General features: G+C 53.6%; 13 protein-coding genes, 3 tRNA genes and 1 other RNA gene. 9 read left to right on the top strand and 8 right to left on the bottom strand.

Features of this window, described 5'->3' with window-relative positions; genetic code table 11:
• The 6 genes from LQK91_RS06060 (at position 1) to LQK91_RS06085 (ending at position 4,069) form a co-directional block, all read left to right on the top strand.
• Positions 1–1,374, top strand: coding sequence for an MATE family efflux transporter (locus LQK91_RS06060; RefSeq protein ID WP_105099226.1), 1,374 nt, complete (start codon positions 1–3; stop codon positions 1,372–1,374).
• Positions 1,375–1,526: 152 nt separating this feature from the next.
• Positions 1,527–1,603 (top strand) — tRNA-Val (locus LQK91_RS06065).
• Between the two features lie 3 nt (positions 1,604–1,606).
• Positions 1,607–1,683 (top strand) — tRNA-Val (locus LQK91_RS06070).
• An 11-nt stretch (positions 1,684–1,694) separates the two neighbouring features.
• A tRNA-Val gene (locus tag LQK91_RS06075) sits at positions 1,695–1,771 on the top strand.
• 345 nt (positions 1,772–2,116) lie between these two features.
• Positions 2,117–3,529: a pyruvate kinase PykF gene (gene pykF, locus LQK91_RS06080; protein WP_003853214.1), complete on the top strand. Its 1,413-nt coding sequence runs from the start codon at positions 2,117–2,119 to the stop codon at positions 3,527–3,529.
• A 303-nt stretch (positions 3,530–3,832) separates the two neighbouring features.
• Complete coding sequence (locus LQK91_RS06085) at positions 3,833–4,069, top strand: major outer membrane lipoprotein (RefSeq protein WP_003853216.1); 237 nt, start codon at positions 3,833–3,835, stop codon at positions 4,067–4,069.
• Positions 4,070–4,148: 79 nt separating this feature from the next.
• Here LQK91_RS06085 and LQK91_RS06090 read toward each other — a convergent pair whose 3' ends face one another.
• The 7 genes from LQK91_RS06090 to sufA are packed head-to-tail and all read right to left on the bottom strand — an operon-like array spanning position 4,149 to position 10,810.
• Positions 4,149–5,174 (bottom strand): L,D-transpeptidase family protein, encoded by a 1,026-nt coding sequence (locus LQK91_RS06090; RefSeq protein ID WP_039660350.1) that lies wholly within the window; start codon positions 5,172–5,174, stop codon positions 4,149–4,151.
• A 55-nt stretch (positions 5,175–5,229) separates the two neighbouring features.
• Positions 5,230–5,646, bottom strand: a complete 417-nt coding sequence (sufE, locus tag LQK91_RS06095) for a cysteine desulfuration protein SufE (protein ID WP_003853221.1) — start codon at positions 5,644–5,646, stop codon at positions 5,230–5,232.
• 21 nt (positions 5,647–5,667) lie between these two features.
• The gene (gene sufS, locus LQK91_RS06100; RefSeq protein WP_039660498.1) at positions 5,668–6,891 is read right to left on the bottom strand and encodes a cysteine desulfurase SufS; all 1,224 of its coding nucleotides are present in this window, start codon (positions 6,889–6,891) and stop codon (positions 5,668–5,670) included.
• Positions 6,891–8,171 carry a Fe-S cluster assembly protein SufD gene (gene sufD / locus LQK91_RS06105; protein WP_105099227.1) on the bottom strand — a complete coding sequence of 427 codons (1,281 nt, stop codon included), beginning with the start codon at positions 8,169–8,171 and terminating at the stop codon, positions 6,891–6,893. The genes sufS and sufD overlap by 1 nt, the downstream gene beginning before the upstream one ends.
• Positions 8,146–8,892, bottom strand: coding sequence for a Fe-S cluster assembly ATPase SufC (gene sufC / locus LQK91_RS06110; RefSeq protein ID WP_003853225.1), 747 nt, complete (start codon positions 8,890–8,892; stop codon positions 8,146–8,148). The genes sufD and sufC overlap by 26 nt, the downstream gene beginning before the upstream one ends.
• Before the next feature lie 42 nt (positions 8,893–8,934).
• Positions 8,935–10,428 (bottom strand): Fe-S cluster assembly protein SufB, encoded by a 1,494-nt coding sequence (sufB, locus tag LQK91_RS06115; protein ID WP_003853227.1) that lies wholly within the window; start codon positions 10,426–10,428, stop codon positions 8,935–8,937.
• A gap of 7 nt (positions 10,429–10,435) precedes the next feature.
• The gene (gene sufA, locus LQK91_RS06120) at positions 10,436–10,810 is read right to left on the bottom strand and encodes a Fe-S cluster assembly scaffold SufA (protein ID WP_003853229.1); all 375 of its coding nucleotides are present in this window, start codon (positions 10,808–10,810) and stop codon (positions 10,436–10,438) included.
• 388 nt (positions 10,811–11,198) lie between these two features.
• Between sufA and LQK91_RS06125 the strand changes: the two genes are divergently transcribed.
• Positions 11,199–11,603 carry a hypothetical protein gene (locus LQK91_RS06125; protein ID WP_033743294.1) on the top strand — a complete coding sequence of 135 codons (405 nt, stop codon included), beginning with the start codon at positions 11,199–11,201 and terminating at the stop codon, positions 11,601–11,603.
• Between the two features lie 33 nt (positions 11,604–11,636).
• Here the strand turns inward: LQK91_RS06125 and ydiJ are convergent, their stop codons facing one another.
• The gene (gene ydiJ / locus LQK91_RS06130) at positions 11,637–14,690 is read right to left on the bottom strand and encodes a D-2-hydroxyglutarate dehydrogenase YdiJ (RefSeq protein WP_105099228.1); all 3,054 of its coding nucleotides are present in this window, start codon (positions 14,688–14,690) and stop codon (positions 11,637–11,639) included.
• Positions 14,691–14,895: 205 nt separating this feature from the next.
• Between ydiJ and ydiK the strand changes: the two genes are divergently transcribed.
• Together ydiK and rprA are read left to right on the top strand one after the other, a co-directional pair.
• Positions 14,896–16,014, top strand: a complete 1,119-nt coding sequence (gene ydiK, locus LQK91_RS06135; protein WP_105099229.1) for an AI-2E family transporter YdiK — start codon at positions 14,896–14,898, stop codon at positions 16,012–16,014.
• Between the two features lie 292 nt (positions 16,015–16,306).
• An RNA gene (gene rprA / locus LQK91_RS06140) (antisense sRNA RprA) lies at positions 16,307–16,414 on the top strand.
• Positions 16,415–16,419: the final 5 nt, after the last annotated feature.

A 16,419-nucleotide genomic window follows, 5' to 3' on the forward strand; every position in this document is an offset into this window, starting at 1 on the left:
GTGCAGAAGTATTTAACAGAAGCGCGTCAATTGCTGGCCCTTGCGATTCCAGTCATCCTTGCTCAGGTGGCGCAAACCGCAATGGGATTTGTGGATACCATTATGGCCGGTGCAGTCAGCGCCACGGATATGGCCGCCGTTGCTGTCGGCACCTCTGTCTGGCTTCCGGCCATCCTGTTTGGTCATGGTCTTCTGCTTGCATTGACGCCCACCGTTGCGCAACTCAACGGTTCAGGTCGCCGCGAACGCATCGGCGAACAGATTCGCCAGGGATACTGGCTCGCTTTCTTCGTCTCGCTGCTGATTATGGTGCTGTTATGGCATGCAGGCTATCTCATCCGGGCGATGCATGACATCGATCCTGCGCTGGCGCTGAAAGCAGAAGGCTATCTGCATGCCCTGCTGTTTGGCGCGCCTGGCTATCTCTTCTTTCAGGTGCTGCGCAATCAGTGCGAGGGGCTGTCGAAAACCAAACCCGGCATGGTGCTGGGCTTTCTGGGCTTGATGTTCAACATCCCGCTCAACTATGTCTTTATTTATGGGCACTTCGGCATGCCTGCCCTGGGTGGTGTCGGCTGTGGTGTAGCGACCGCCTCTGTTTACTGTGTGATGTTTATCTGTATGCGCTTCTGGGTACGCCGGATGGGCAGCATGCGTGATATCCGGCTTGAGAGCCGCTGGTCGCCTCCTTCGCGTCCGATTCTGAGCCGCCTGATGACGCTGGGATTGCCAGTGGCATTGGCACTCTTTTTTGAGGTCACCTTGTTTGCCGTTGTTGCTCTGCTGGTCTCGCCACTGGGTATCGTCAATGTGGCGGGTCACCAGATTGCGCTGAACTTCAGTTCACTGATGTTTGTGTTGCCGCTGTCGCTGGGTGTCGCGACCACCATTCGCGTCGGTTATCGTCTGGGTCAGGGGTCCACCGAGCAGGCACGGGTCGCGGCCTGGACCGCTCAGGGTGTGGGCATCAGCATGGCCGCGCTGACCGCGATTTTTACCGTCACGTTTCGTCATCAGATCGCCCTGCTCTATAACGATAATCCCGAGGTGGTGACACTGGCGGCACAGCTGATGCTGCTGGCGGCCATTTATCAGTTTTCGGACTCGATTCAGGTGATTGGCAGCGGGATCCTGCGCGGCTATAAAGATACGCGGTCGATTTTCTTTATTACCTTTATCGCTTACTGGCTGCTGGGACTGCCCGCGGGCTACCTGCTGGCACTGACCGACTGGATTGTGCCGCGGATGGGTCCGGCGGGTTTCTGGTGCGGTTTTATTATTGGTCTGACCTCAGCGGCTTTGATGATGCTCTGGCGTATCAGGCGGTTACAGCAGTTACCGGCGGACATCATCCTGACACGTGCAGCACGATAGCTTTAAACGCGGGTCATTCGTGGCCCGCAATGTCGAAAAAAACGACGGTTAGCACAGTTGCTGCTCAGTCATGGCGAAAAAACTATTTTCCCCTTGCCAGGCTTACACACTGCCGTTAATATTCGTCCCCGCTGTCGCCCTGACAGCATGTTGCGCTCTTAGCTCAGTTGGTTAGAGCACCACCTTGACATGGTGGGGGTCGATGGTTCGAGTCCATTAGAGCGCACCAAGTGCGTCCGTAGCTCAGTTGGTTAGAGCACCACCTTGACATGGTGGGGGTCGGTGGTTCGAGTCCACTCGGACGCACCAATATTTAGTATGCGCTCTTAGCTCAGTTGGTTAGAGCACCACCTTGACATGGTGGGGGTCGATGGTTCGAGTCCATTAGAGCGCACCACTTTCAGAATTCCTTCAGTTTGCGCAACGCCTCCTTTTATTGATCTGCATCGCTTCTCCCCTCTGCTTTTTGATTGGTTTTCGCATACTTAGCGTCTATACTATCCCGCGTTGCTTACTTGAAAGGTTTCAGCGATCACGTGCTTACTGCGATAACTCAAATGATTTGCGCAACAACAGCGTGGTGGTTACCAACCGTAACCGCACAACTTCCCTGCACGCCTGGCCTTCGTCACCTATTCTTACTCAGTACTGCCCTTTTCAGTCTCAATCAGAAATTTCACTTCGATGCGCTGCCATCGAATTCCGCCCTTATTCATCCATCACAACTTACAGAAAATCCGTCATGAAAAAGACTAAAATCGTTTGTACAATCGGCCCGAAAACCGAATCCGAAGAGATGCTGACTCAGCTCCTCGAAGCTGGCATGAATGTCATGCGTCTTAACTTCTCTCACGGCGACTATGCAGAACATGGTCAGCGCATCACCAATATGCGTGCCGTTATGCAAAAAACCGGTCGTCAGGCCGCGATCCTGCTGGATACCAAAGGCCCTGAAATCCGCACCATGAAGCTGGAAGGCGGTAACGATGCAGCGTTGAAAGCCGGCCAGACATTTACCTTTACGACTGATCAGAGCGTGATCGGTAACAGCGAACGCGTTGCAGTTACCTATCCAGGCTTCACGGCTGACCTGAAAATCGGCAACACAGTGCTGGTCGATGATGGCCTGATCGGCATGGAAGTGACCGAAGTCACTGAAAATACCGTGGTGTGTAAAGTCCTGAATAATGGCGATCTGGGTGAGAACAAAGGCGTTAACCTGCCAGGTGTTTCTATCCAGCTGCCCGCTCTGGCTGAAAAAGATAAGCGCGATCTGATTTTTGGTTGTGAGCAGGGCGTTGACTTTGTCGCTGCCTCTTTCATCCGTAAACGTTCAGACGTGCTGGAAATTCGTGAGCACCTGAAACAGAACGGTGGCGAACACATCCAGATCATCTCCAAAATTGAAAACCAGGAAGGCCTGAATAACTTCGACGAAATCCTCGAAGCGTCAGACGGCATCATGGTTGCACGTGGCGACCTGGGCGTTGAGATCCCGGTTGAAGAAGTGATCTTCGCGCAGAAGATGATGATCAAAAAATGTAATAAAGCACGCAAAGTGGTTATCACAGCCACCCAGATGCTTGATTCCATGATCAAGAACCCGCGCCCTACCCGCGCAGAAGCCGGTGACGTCGCCAACGCCATCCTTGATGGGACTGATGCTGTCATGCTGTCAGGTGAGAGCGCCAAAGGCCGTTATCCGCTGGAGTCAGTCACCATTATGGCGACCATCTGCGAACGTACCGACCGTGTGATGAAGTCACGCATCGACAGCCAGAGTGATAACCGCAAAATGCGTATCACAGAAGCCGTCTGCCGTGGTGCTGTTGAGACCGCTGAGAAGCTGGAAGCGCCTCTGATTGTGGTGGCTACCGAAGGCGGTAAGTCGGCGAAATCTGTACGTAAATATTTCCCGAACGCAACTATCCTGGCGCTGACTACCAATCCGACCACTGCACGTCAGCTGATCCTGAGTAAAGGCATTGAGACGCGTCTGGTGACTGAGATCGCATCAACCGACGATTTCTATCGTCTGGGTAAAGAAGCGGCGCTGGAAAGTGGCTTTGGCCAGAAAGGTGATGTCGTGGTTCTGGTGTCCGGTGCATTAGTACCAAGCGGAACTACCAACACCGCTTCCGTTCACGTCCTGTAAAACTTTCTTAAGCCATTATTTTGAAGCGCCTGAGTCAGGCGCTTTTTTTATTTCTACCTAAACCAAATACCAGAAAATTCCAATCGAAAATAACTATTCAAATACTCTTAATATTAAGGTTAATCCGATTAAATCTCTCTGTTTTCCCTTAATTTTTTTATCATATTCTGTGATCCGCTGCTTCTTTGAGCGAACGATCAAATTTAAGCATCTTCTCATCAAAAATTTATTCTCAACTTAAAAAGCTTTGTGTAATACTTGTAACGCTACATGGAGATTAACTCAATCTAGAGGGTATAAATAATGAATCGTACTAAACTGGTACTGGGCGCGGTAGTTCTGGCTTCAACTATGCTGGCTGGTTGCTCAAGCAACGCTAAAATCGACCAGCTGTCTTCAGACGTTCAGACTCTGAACGCTAAAGTTGACCAGCTGAGCAACGACGTGAACGCAGTGCGTTCAGACGTTCAGGCTGCTAAAGATGACGCAGCTCGCGCTAACCAGCGTCTGGACAACCAGGCTCACTCTTACCGTAAGTAAGAGTTCTGGTTTAAAAATGGCGCCTTTATGGCGCCATTTTTTTTGCCTGAATTCAGTGCCCTTTCGGGTACGTGTTGCTTCAGGGTTGAACCGCTTTACCTTCAGTCTGTGAAACCGGGTTCTCCGCGCTCGCAGAAGCACTCTCCAGCCCCGCAGGCAGCACGGTGTCACTCTGTACCGGCTCTCCACTGCTCACCAGCACAGGCATGCCTGAGCGGCGCGTTAAGCTGGCTTTAATCAGCGCGCTATCACTCTTCTCACTTTTCATAAACTTCTTCAGGTCACCGGTGATCGCAATCGGCATGGTCTGGGGATCGTCTTTGTCGCTATGGGATAGCGGCTGGTGTACTTCCACGTAGCGTTTCCCATCCGGCTCCACGGCGTACTTCACCGGCTGATTGATGATCTGAACACGCGTGCCTTTTGGCGCCGCGTTAAACAGCGCTTCAATATCCTCTGAGCGCAGGCGGATGCAGCCTGAACTGACGCGCATGCCGATGCCAAACTTCGCATTGGTGCCGTGGATCAGGTACTGGCCAGTGCCGCGCGCCAGACGCATGGCAAACTGTCCCATCGGGTTATCCGGTCCGGCCGGGACCACGCCGGGTAGCGTAATGCCCTCTTTGGCGTAACGCTTGCGGATGTTCGGAGTGGGCGTCCAGGTAGGATTCGGGATTTTCTGGCTGATTTGCGTCACCATGACGGGTGTTGCTGCGCCCAGCTGGCCAATGCCGATGGGATAGACGATGACTTTATCTTCCCCTTTGGGATAGTAGTAGAGGCGAAGCTCGGCGAGATTCACCACAATCCCTTCGCGCGGCGTATCGGGCAGGATCATCTGCAGCGGCACCGTCAGCTGGGTGCCCGCTTTGGGCAGCCAGGGATCGGTTCCGGGATTTGCCTCCAGCAGACCCAGCAGGCCGACCTGGTAACGGGACGCGATCGATTCCAGGGGTTGTTTATCATCGGGAACCTGTGTCAGGACGTTCTCGCCAATCAGGCGACTGTCAGGCGGTGGCAGCGGATATTCGGTGGCGAACGCGGGTGCAGAGAGCCCAAAACAGGTCAGCAGCAATGCACCGGCTAAACGTAAAGCAGGTTTCATGCAATTTTCTCGTCAGATAAAAAACAGACGCCGGATGGCGTCTGTGGAGTGTAACTTAGCTGAGGTTCTGAGCGGTATGGCGAATAGACCGAATCATCGCCTCCAGCCCCTGTGACCGGGTGGGCGTCAGGTGCTGCATCAGGGCCAGTTCGCCAAACCAGTGGCGCACATCCAGCGCCAGAATGTCGGCGGGCTGAAGGTTCTGATAAAGACTAAATACGATAGCAATCAGTCCTTTAACGATAGCGGCATCGCTGTCGCCTTCAAACGCAATCGAACCATCTTCCTGCGGGGTCATTCTGATCCACACCTGACTCTGACAACCCGAAATCACGTTTTCCGGCTGGTGTAAGGTTTCAGAAGATTCCGGAAGCTTTGAACCCAGTTCGATAATGTAGAGGTACTTCTCTTCCCAGTTGGCGCAACGATTAAAGTTGCGAACCAGTTTCTCTTTTTCAGGCAAAGTCGCCATCACTCACTCCGTTAAAACTGTTCAGCCGCCCAGCAGACGATGAATGCGCGTCAGACCGGCAGCCAGACGATCCACTTCCTCTTCACTGTTATAGAAGGTGAAGGAGGCACGGCACATCGCCGGAACATTGTAGTGCTGCATCAGCGGCATCGCACAGTGATGTCCGGTGCGAATCGCAATACCATATTGATCCAGGAAGCTGCCGACGTCGTAGGCGTGATGTTTACCCAGATTAAAGGCAATCACACCGGCACGTGACTGCGGGCCGTAAATCTGAATATCGGGTACGGTGCCCAGCTTATCGAGCGCGTAGTTCATCAGTGCAGTTTCACGCTGATGAATGGTGTCCAGCCCCAGCGCCTGTACATAGTCCAGTGCCGCACCAAAGCCGATGATACCGCCGGTATTCGGCGTACCCGCTTCAAAACGCCACGGCGCACTGTTCCAGGTGGTGCCGGTGGGCAGCATGACCTGACCAATCATCGAACCGCCGCCTTCCCACGGTGGCATCTCATCCAGCAGCGCTTTGCGGCCGTAAAGAATACCCACGCCGTTCGGGCCATAGAGTTTATGGCTGGAGAAGACATAGAAGTCGCAGCCGATATCCTGCATGTCGACCTTGTCATGCATCACCGCCTGTGCGCCATCCACCAGTGTGACGACGCCAGCGGCTTTGGCCTGGGCAACAATCGCTTTAACCGGGTTAACGGTGCCGAGTACGTTTGAAACGTGCGTGACGGCCAGTAACCGGGTGCGGCTGTCAATCAGACCCGCCAGATGCTCCAGCGCCAGCTCACCATTGTCATTTAATGGCAGCACGCGCACTTCTGCACCCGTACGCTGTGCCAGCATTTGCCAGGGAACGATATTGGCGTGATGCTCCATCTCGGTGATGATCAGGTTGTCGCCCGCCTGGAGGTTACTGCTACCCCAGGTGTTCGCCACCAGATTGATACCTTCGGTGGTGCCTTTGACAAAGACGATCTCTTCCTGCGACTGCGCATTGATGAAACGGGCAGCCTGTTCGCGCACATTCTCCATGTCGCTGGTTGCCTGCTGGCTCAGCGTATGAATGCCGCGATGCACGGCCGCATAGCCATGCTGGTAGAAATGACTCTCGGCGTTAATCACCGAGAGTGGACGCTGTGCGCTGGCTGCACTGTCAAGATAGGCCAGCGGATGACCGTTGACCTCACGCTTCAGGATAGGAAAATCAGCCCTGATGCGTTCGAGATCGAAGTTCATCATACGTCGCCTCCGGGAAAGCGTTCAGCAATACGCTGCAGCACGGCCTGACGCATCACACTGTTTTCCAGCGTTTCTGTCAGTTCTGCGGCAAATGCATGAATGATCATGGTCTGCGCCGCATCCTGTTCAATACCGCGCGAACGCAGGTAGAACATCTGCTCATCATCGATGCGACCAATGGTGGCACCGTGACTGCATTTCACGTCATCCGCATAAATTTCCAGCTGCGGTTTGGTATCGACTTCAGAGAGTTTGCCCAGCAACAGGTTATTGTTGGTCATCTGCCCGTCGGTCTTCAGCGCATGCTGAGCCACTTTGATGTGACCATTAAACACCGCACGGCCTTTATCACGCACGATGGTTTTATGCATCTGGCGGCTCATACAGTGGCCTTTATTGTGCTCCAGGTAGGTGCGGGTGTCCGCCACTTCCTGTTTCACCGGCAGCACCAGGCTGTTAATCGCCAGCGTGGTATTTTCGCCGTTCAGCTGCGTACTGGTGTTGTGACGCGACAGGCCGGCACCCAGCAGGAAGCTGGTGCTGCTGACCTGGCCATCGTTACCAATAACCAGATCGTTGTGCGCGAAGTGGTAGCTGGCACTGCTTTCAAAGGCCAGCTTAGTGTGGGTCAGCTTTGCATTGTCGCCGACCGCAAAGGTAAAGCGCGTGCCAGTGAAATGGGCGCGCTCATCCAGGGAAACGTAGTGCTCAATGACTTCCGCTTCTGCACTCTCTTCAAGCTGCAGATGATGACGATAGTGAACCGTATTCATGCCCGTCTGCTGGCCGCTGGTGATATGCAGCAGGTAGATCGGACGCGCAGCGGATTTACCGCGTGCCAGACGCAGGGTCGTCACCTCTTCCGCCAGACTTTCTGTCAGATGCAGGAAAATTTCCGGCTGAACCGCAGCGGGGAGCGGAGGACGCTCAGCGGCCATGCTGTGCTGAACCTCGAACAGTTCGACGTCGCGGCTGCTGAATTCAGGCTGAAACTGACCGTCAACATACACCAGACGGATCGCATCCAGCGGCAGTGCCAGCGCATCAACCTGTTCAGCGCTCAGGGTCTGAGGCGCATCGGGCAGCACAAACTGCTGAGACAGCAGCGTATCCAGCGGCGTGTACTTCCAGTTTTCATGCTTGCGGGTTGGCAGGCCAACGCGCATCAGTTGCTGCCAGTGCTGCTGAGCCTGCAGAGAACGCACGTCGCCGCGTGATTCAAACAGGTGATGCCACTGTTGCAGCGCAGAATCACTCTTCGTCGGTAAGCCAGCCATAACCTTGCTCCTCCAGCTGTTTCACCAGCGAGAAGTCGCCAGATTTCACGATTTTGCCCTGATACAGCACATGAACGAAGTCTGGCTTGATGTAGTCCAGAATACGCTGGTAGTGCGTCACGATGATAAAGGCGCGCTTCTCGTCGCGCAGGCTGTTCACGCCATTCGCAACAATTTTCAGGGCATCAATATCCAGACCGGAGTCGGTCTCATCCAGGATGCAGAGCTCAGGTTCCAGCGCTGCCATCTGCAGAATATCGTTACGCTTCTTCTCACCACCGGAGAAGCCGACGTTAACTGAACGGGTCAGCAAATCTTCCGGCATCTTCAGCAGCTGAATTTTCTCTTCAATGAAGTCCTGGAAATCGAAGCGATCCAGCTCTTCCTGCTGACGATATTTGCGCACCGCGTTCACCGAGGTTTGCAGGAAAAACTGGTTGCTGACGCCTGGAATTTCGACCGGATACTGGAAGGCCATAAAGATGCCTTCACCGGCACGCTCTTCAGGCGCCAGTTCCAGCAAATCTTTGCCTTTGAAGGTCACCGAACCGCCCGTGACTTCATAATCTTCGCGGCCTGCCAGCGTAGCCGACAGCGTACTTTTACCTGAGCCGTTCGGGCCCATGATGGCATGCACTTCGCCTGGTTTAATTTCGAGATTCAGGCCACGCAGAATGGCTTTATCTTCAACACTGACCTGCAAATCTTTAATGCTTAACATTCTTATTCCTTCACATTGCTTCCGGCAAGGCGTGTGACGGCATCAGCCCACACTGTGCTCAAGGCTGATGGCTAACAATTTCTGGGCTTCCACGGCAAATTCCAGTGGCAACTCCGAGAATACGTCTTTACAGAAGCCGTTCACGATCATCGAGATCGCATCTTCTTCACTGATACCGCGTTGCAGACAGTAGAACATCTGATCTTCGCCGATACGTGAGGTAGTAGCTTCATGCTCCAGCTGGGCGGTATTGTTGCGGGTTTCGACATACGGGAAAGTATGCGCACCGCAATCCGGACCGATCAGCATCGAGTCACACTGCGTAAAGTTACGGGCATTGGTGGCGGTTGGCATGATCTTCACCAGCCCGCGATAGGTGTTCTGACTTTTACCGGCCGAGATCCCCTTAGAGATAATGGTCGATTTGGTGTTTTTACCAATGTGGATCATCTTGGTGCCGGTGTCGGCCTGCTGACGACCGCTGGTCAATGCCACTGAATAGAATTCGCCTACCGAGTAGTCCCCGCGCAGAATGCAGCTCGGATACTTCCAGGTGATAGCAGAACCGGTTTCAGACTGCGTCCAGGACATTTTGCTGTGGTCACCTTCACACAGCGCACGCTTGGTCACGAAGTTAAGGATACCGCCCTCACCTTCGCCGCCAGGGAACCAGTTCTGAACGGTCGAATATTTCACTTCAGCATTTTTATGGATAATCACTTCCACCACGGCCGCGTGCAGCTGGTAAGTATCACGTACTGGCGCGGAACAGCCTTCAATGTAGCTGACGTAGCTGTCTTCATCGGCAATGAGGATGGTGCGCTCGAACTGACCGGTTTTCGCCGCGTTAATACGGAAATAGGTCGACAGCTCCATCGGGCAACGCACCCCTTTCGGGATGTAGACGAAGGTGCCGTCTGAGGCGACCGCTGAGTTCAGCGCAGCAAAGAAGTTATCATTCGCCGGAACCACCGTGCCGAGGTACTGCTTCACCAGCTCAGGATGTTCCTGAATGGCTTCGCCGAATGAACAGAAGATAATCCCCTGCTCCGCCAGCTTGCCACGATAGGTGGTCGCGACCGACACGGAGTCGAAAATGGCGTCAACCGCCACTTCACGGCCTTCACGTACCGGTACACCCAGCTGATTAAACGCATTTTCCACTTCCTGCGTCAGATAGTCGCTGGCTGGCGCGCTGCCTGAAGCCTGCATGGCACCCGGCTCGGAAGCACAGCTGTCGTCGCAGTTGCCGCAGGAGGGCGCGGAGTAGTAGCTGTAATCCTGGTAGTCGAGTTTTTCGTAGTGGGCTTTCAGCCAGTGTGGCTCTTCCATTTCAAGCCAGGCACGAAAAGCCTTAAGACGAAACTCCAGCATCCACTCTGGCTCGTTACGCTTGGCCGAGATCGCCCTCACCACATCTTCATTGATGCCGTTGGCAAATTCTTCGGTCTGCAGTTGGGTAAAGAAGCCCTCTTTATAGTTGAGCTTGCCTTCCCAGATTTGTACATCGTCAGATGTTTCGCTGTGTCGTGACATATTTCACTTACTCGACGCCAAAGCTTTCACCGCACCCGCAGGCGTGCTGAGCTTTAGGGTTATTGAATTTAAAAATCTGATTCAGGCCTTCGCGAACGTAATCCAGCTCGGTGCCATCAACGAATGGCATCGCCTGAAGCGGCACAAACAGCGTTGCGCCGTGGAATGAGAACTGCAAATCGTCTTCGACAGGCTCTTTGACCAGATCCATGACGTAGCCAAACCCGGCGCAACCGGATTGTTTCACGCCAAGCCGCAGCCCCTTGACTTCAGGATCCTGAGCCGCCAGATTGAGAATTTGTTGTGCTGCGGTTTCAGTCAGCGTCAACCCTTTCCAGACAAAATCGTCGGGTGAGAAAGAGTCTGTATTAACGGATGCCATGTTGATACCTCTTGAGTCCGGACCTTTTCAGGCTATCCCCCTATGGTAGTGATCTGTACAATCACTTCAACCTCTTGTTTTGCAGGGATAATCATCTAGTGCTGTTTTATCTGCTTATTTATTAAGCATAGCTGCTCCCGCTCACCCTGCGGTAAGAGAATCAGCGTCAATAAGCGGGTGATAACCTATTAATAAATCACTCTTTTTAAAAAAACCATTTTTGATCAAAGTGCTTATTGATAGGTTACGCCTTTCTTTGATGTAAACAGATTGTTATTTCCGATTATACCGACAGGCAGGATAAATCGATAAATTTTTCTGCCCACCCGTTGCAATCACGGCCGGGATGAATATGATAATTATTATCATTAACATTCAGGGCGACGCGATGACCCTTTCTGTCTCAGCCTGGCTGCAGCATAAAATCGACGAATACCAGTTTTCGATGCGGGATATCACCGTCGACTTTTATATGGCACAGGCAAAACTTGACCGGGCCGACTGCACGATCCATCAGCTACGTCAGTTCAATGATGCCTGTCAGGATATGGCAGAAATCTGCCAGATGAACGGTGACGATCAGAGTTACCTGCACGCCATGGGTAAACTGCATCACCGACTGCTGCAGGAGATGGGAAACAACGATCGCGATCGCCTGTTTCGCCTTCAGGCTTATCAACTGGCGCGATTGTCCCTGACCCGACTCTGCCATCAACTGGCCATGGTCGGAGAATGGAACAAAGCCACCGTGCTGCAAAGTGACTTTATGCGTCACGCAGGCTGGATATTCTAATCCAGCCACGGCGTGACGTCGCGCACAATTTTTTTACATTATCTCTAACAATGCCTGAAGCGGATGGCGCATGCCATTGCCTTCTACACGCTTGACCTGACTACGGCATGAATAACCCGTGGCCAGGCAGCGCTGACGAGGCAGTCGCTGAAGCTGTGGATGCCAGGAGAGTGCATAGATTCCCAGCGAATTTTCGAGGTTTTTACTTTCGTGGCCGTAGGTGCCCGCCATGCCGCAGCAGCCGACATTGATGTTTTCAAGCTTTGCACCAAACCGGGCAAAGATCCCCTGCCACTCATTCGGTGTGGAGGGCTGCGCGGTCACCTCAGTGCAGTGCGCGAAGAGATACCAGGATTCCCCGCCTGTTGCCTGCACGTCACGTTCTGCCAGCGCACGCGCTAACCACTCATGCACCAGCAATACGCTGAAGTCGCCGCGCGACTCACCCAGCGTCTGACGATACTCATCGCGATAGCAGAGCACGGTAGCGGGATCCACACCCACCATAGGCAGTTCCAGTTTTGCTACCCGATTAAGAAAATCGGCGGTGCGAGCTGCCGTGCGTGCAAAACGCTGCAGGAAACCTTTCACATGCTGCGCTTTGCCGTTAGGCAAGAATGGCAGCAGTACCGGACGGTAGCCCAGCTTCTCAATCAGCCTGACAAAATCATTTACCAACTGGGCTTCATAAAAGCTGGTAAACGGATCCTGCACCACCAGCACACAGTTAGCGCGATCGGCAGCTGGCAACGCTTCCAGCTGTTCCAGCGTCATGTTCATGGCGGGATGACCGCTGAGCTGCTGTTTCAGATTTGGCGCCGAGAGCAGAGGCAGATCGACCATGCCGATATGCGTTTTACTTAACTCTTTCACCCAGGGCTGACGCAGGAAGAAATTGAACACCTTCGGCGCTTTCGCCATCAGGGGTGCATAGCTTTCAACCGCCGCCACCAGATGATCGCTGACCGGACGCAGATAGCGGGTGTGGTAAAGCTGGAGGAAGCGCGAACGGAACGCGGGTACGTCAATTTTGATCGGACACTGGGTCGAACAGGCCTTACAGGCCAGACAGCCCGACATCGCCTCCTTTACCTCGTGAGAGAAGTCATACTCCCCTTTGCTGGCGTGCCAGCTGTTGCGTGTGCGGGTAATCAAGCCGCGCAGCGACAGCGTGTTTTCCGGCAGCTGCTTTTCCAGTACCAGGGGATCGACACCCTGTTCGGCCAGCAGCCGCAGCCATTCCCGCGTCAACGTCGCCCGTCCCTTAGGAGAGTGAATGCGGTTGCGGGTAATCTTCATGGAAGGACACATCGGGCTGCGAACATCAAAGTTAAAACACAAGCCGTTGCCGTTACACTCCATCGCCCCACGCCATTCATCGCGCACCGTGACCGGAATCTGCCGATCAAAGGTGCCGCGCTTCACTGCATCCACCTGCATCATCTCGTCGTTACGGTTAAAGGGCGTGCAGATTTTGCCTGGGTTAAGACGGTTTAACGGGTCAAAGGCGGCTTTGATGCGGCGCAGTTCGTTAAACAGCGTCTCGCCAAAGAATGCCGGACTATACTGGGCGCGGAAACCTTTGCCATGTTCGCCCCACAGCAGGCCGCCGTAGCGCGCAGTCAGTGCCACCACATCGTCGGAGATCTGTTTCATCATCATCTCCTGCTGCGGATCGCACATATCCAGCGCCGGACGCACGTGCAGGACGCCTGCATCGACGTGACCAAACATGCCGTAACTCAAACCGTGGCTATCCAGCAGGGCGCGAAATTCGACAATATAGTCCGCCAGTTTTTCCGGCGGAACGGCAGTGTCTTCCACAAACGGAATCGGCTTAGCGCGGCCTTTGGCATTCCCCAGCAGACCCACCGCTTTTTTACGCATGTTATAAATGCGCTCAATGCCATCCAGATCGTTACAGAACTGATAGCCAATGACACCGCCCTGCTGCTGCGCCATCAGCGCGTCAAGGCGGTCGCAAAGTTGTTCAATCTGCTGATCGATCAGCGCTGCGTTGTCACCGGCGAATTCAACAATATTGAGACCCAGCATCGCTTTGTCGGGTACGTCAGTAATTAATTCACTCACCGAGTGCCAGACGATATCTTCACGAGCCAGATTCAGTACTTTAGAGTCAACAGTCTCGACTGAGAGCGCCTGCGCTTCCACCATCAATGGCGCGTTGCGCAGGGCCGAGTCAAAAGAGTCATATTTAATGTTCACCAGCCGCCGCACTTTTGGCAGCGGGGTGATATCGAGCCGCGCTTCGGTGATAAAGGCCAGCGTTCCTTCAGCGCCGCACAACAGGCGTGTCAGGTCAAAGGTCTGCATATCGTCACTGAAAACGTGGCGCAGATCATAGCCGGTCAGGAACCGATTCAGCTTTGGAAACTTTTCCAGAATCAGCGCACGATGCTCGCGGCAACGCGTCAGCACCTGCTGATAGATCCGCCCTTCCGGGGTGGCCGTCTGTGCCAGTGTTTCTGCCAGCGCCGTCGCCATGGGCCGCGTATCAAGCATATCGCCGCCCAGCAACACAGCCCGCAAGCCCAGAACGTGATCCGACGTTTTGCCGTAAACCAGCGAGCCCTGACCAGACGCATCGGTATTGATCATTCCGCCCAGTGTCGCACGGTTACTGGTCGATAATTCTGGCGAGAAGAAAAAGCCAAATGGTTTCAGCCAGGCATTCAGCTGATCTTTAATCACCCCGGCTTCAACCCGCACCCAGCCCTCATCCGTATTAATCTCCAGGATGCGGTTCATGTAGCGCGACATATCCACCACGATCCCCTGATTCAGCGACTGCCCGTTGGTGCCAGTGCCGCCGCCACGTGGGGTAAAGACCAGACTGGCAAAGCGCGCTTCGCCGGCCACGCGGGCGAGCAGTGCAACATCGGCGGTTGAACGTGGAAAGAGCGCCGCGTCGGGCAGCAACTGATAGATGCTGTTATCGGTAGAGAGTGAAAGACGATCGGCATAGCTGGTTGCCATGTCACCGGTAAAACCCTGCTCTTTCAGTGACTCAAGGAACGTCAGCACCAGTTGAACGAGGCCCGGCGCCTGCGAAATCTGTGGGATCATGATTGTCTGACCGAAGGTGTTGTAAACGTTTGCGTTTATACGTTAGCGATTTCTCGTTTTATCATATTTTTCCTGCGTCTGCCCTTTTTTCAGAAAAGGCAAAAACCTTTCACCACGACGCTGTTTAATCCCTGGCAAATAGATCATGATAAAAACGGGCATCCGAATGCCCGAAAATGAAGGATTAAGACGAGGTTATGAGTCAATGATGAAAAGCCAGTACCGGGATATGGATTTACCGCAAATACTCTTCACCCTGATGTTCATTCTGCTGCTGATCGTCGCCTGTTTATGGGTGGTGCAGCCGTTTATTCTGGGCTTTGCCTGGGCCAGCATGGTGGTGATTGCCACCTGGCCATTGATGCTGAAATTCCAGCGACTGTTATGGGGACGCCGTTCACTGGCGGTGATCGTCATGACACTGCTGCTGCTCTTACTGTTTATTATTCCCATCGCCCTGCTGGTCAGCAGCCTGATCGATAACAGTGCGCCTGTGATTGCCTGGGTGACCCAGGGCCACACGATGCCGAAACTGGCGTGGCTCAGGGAAATCCCGATGGTGGGTAAAAAGCTTTATGTCAGTTATGACACGCTGGTGGCGAGTGGCGGTGCCGGCGTGATGGCGAAAATACAGCCTTACATCGGCCGCACCACAGGCTTTTTTGTGGCTCAGGCCGGTCATTTCGGGCGCTTTATGATCCATCTGGGCGTGATGTTACTGTTCAGCGTGCTGCTTTACTGGCGTGGCGAACAGGCTGCCCAGGGCATCCGTCACTTCGCGTTTCGCATGGCGGGACGACGCGGTGATGCTGCGGTGCTGCTGGCGGCACAGTCCATTCGTGCCGTAGCGCTGGGTGTGGTGGTGACGGCGCTGGTGCAGGGTGTGCTGGGCGGCATCGGTCTGGCGATTTCCGGTATTCCTTATGCCACGCTGTTAACGGTACTGATGATCCTCTGCTGCCTGGTACAGCTCGGTCCACTGCTGGTGCTGGTTCCTGCCATCATCTATCTCTACTGGAGCGGCGATACCACCTGGGGCACCGTGCTGCTGGTCTGGAGCTGTGTGGTCGGCACGATGGATAACGTTCTGCGCCCGATGTTAATCCGTATGGGTGCAGACCTGCCGATGATTCTGATCCTCTCAGGCGTGATTGGTGGCCTGTTCGCGTTCGGCATGATTGGTCTGTTTATCGGCCCGGTGGTTCTGGCGGTTTCCTACCGTCTGGTTTCGGTCTGGGTACATGAAGCGCCCGCCCCGGATAAAGACCCGATGGCCTCGGCTGATGCACTGGCCGATCACGAGGGTACCCCACCAGCTGTATAATGCGGTGCAATGGCACTTTGCGCCAATCCCCCTGATGTACATTGATTAGTGCGGTTAATGATGATTAACCGCACCTCTCTTCATCATTCAGATAAATTCTGTTTTTCATTAGCGATTTTTAATAAAAAAGCCATCTTTGACCTAAAAACGACCATTCAGGGCTAAAAAAGATTACTTTCTGCACTGTTTCTTAAGCCAAATGACCAGGTAAAGATGACAAAAGATTATCGGCTTTAAACTAATAAGAGGATTCTTAAAGACGACAGCCAGCCGTATGAATAACATGTTTCCTATGTTCGAAATCAACCTGATGATTTTCAGACAAACTTATTCCCCTGAGTAGAGTAAAGAATTGCTGTGTGTAGTCTTTGCCCATCCCCTGTGATGGGCTTTTTTTTGCCTGAA

The organism is Pantoea sp. MHSD4 (genome assembly GCF_021043305.1).
In the GTDB taxonomy this organism is placed as follows: Bacteria; Pseudomonadota; Gammaproteobacteria; order Enterobacterales; family Enterobacteriaceae; genus Pantoea; species Pantoea eucalypti.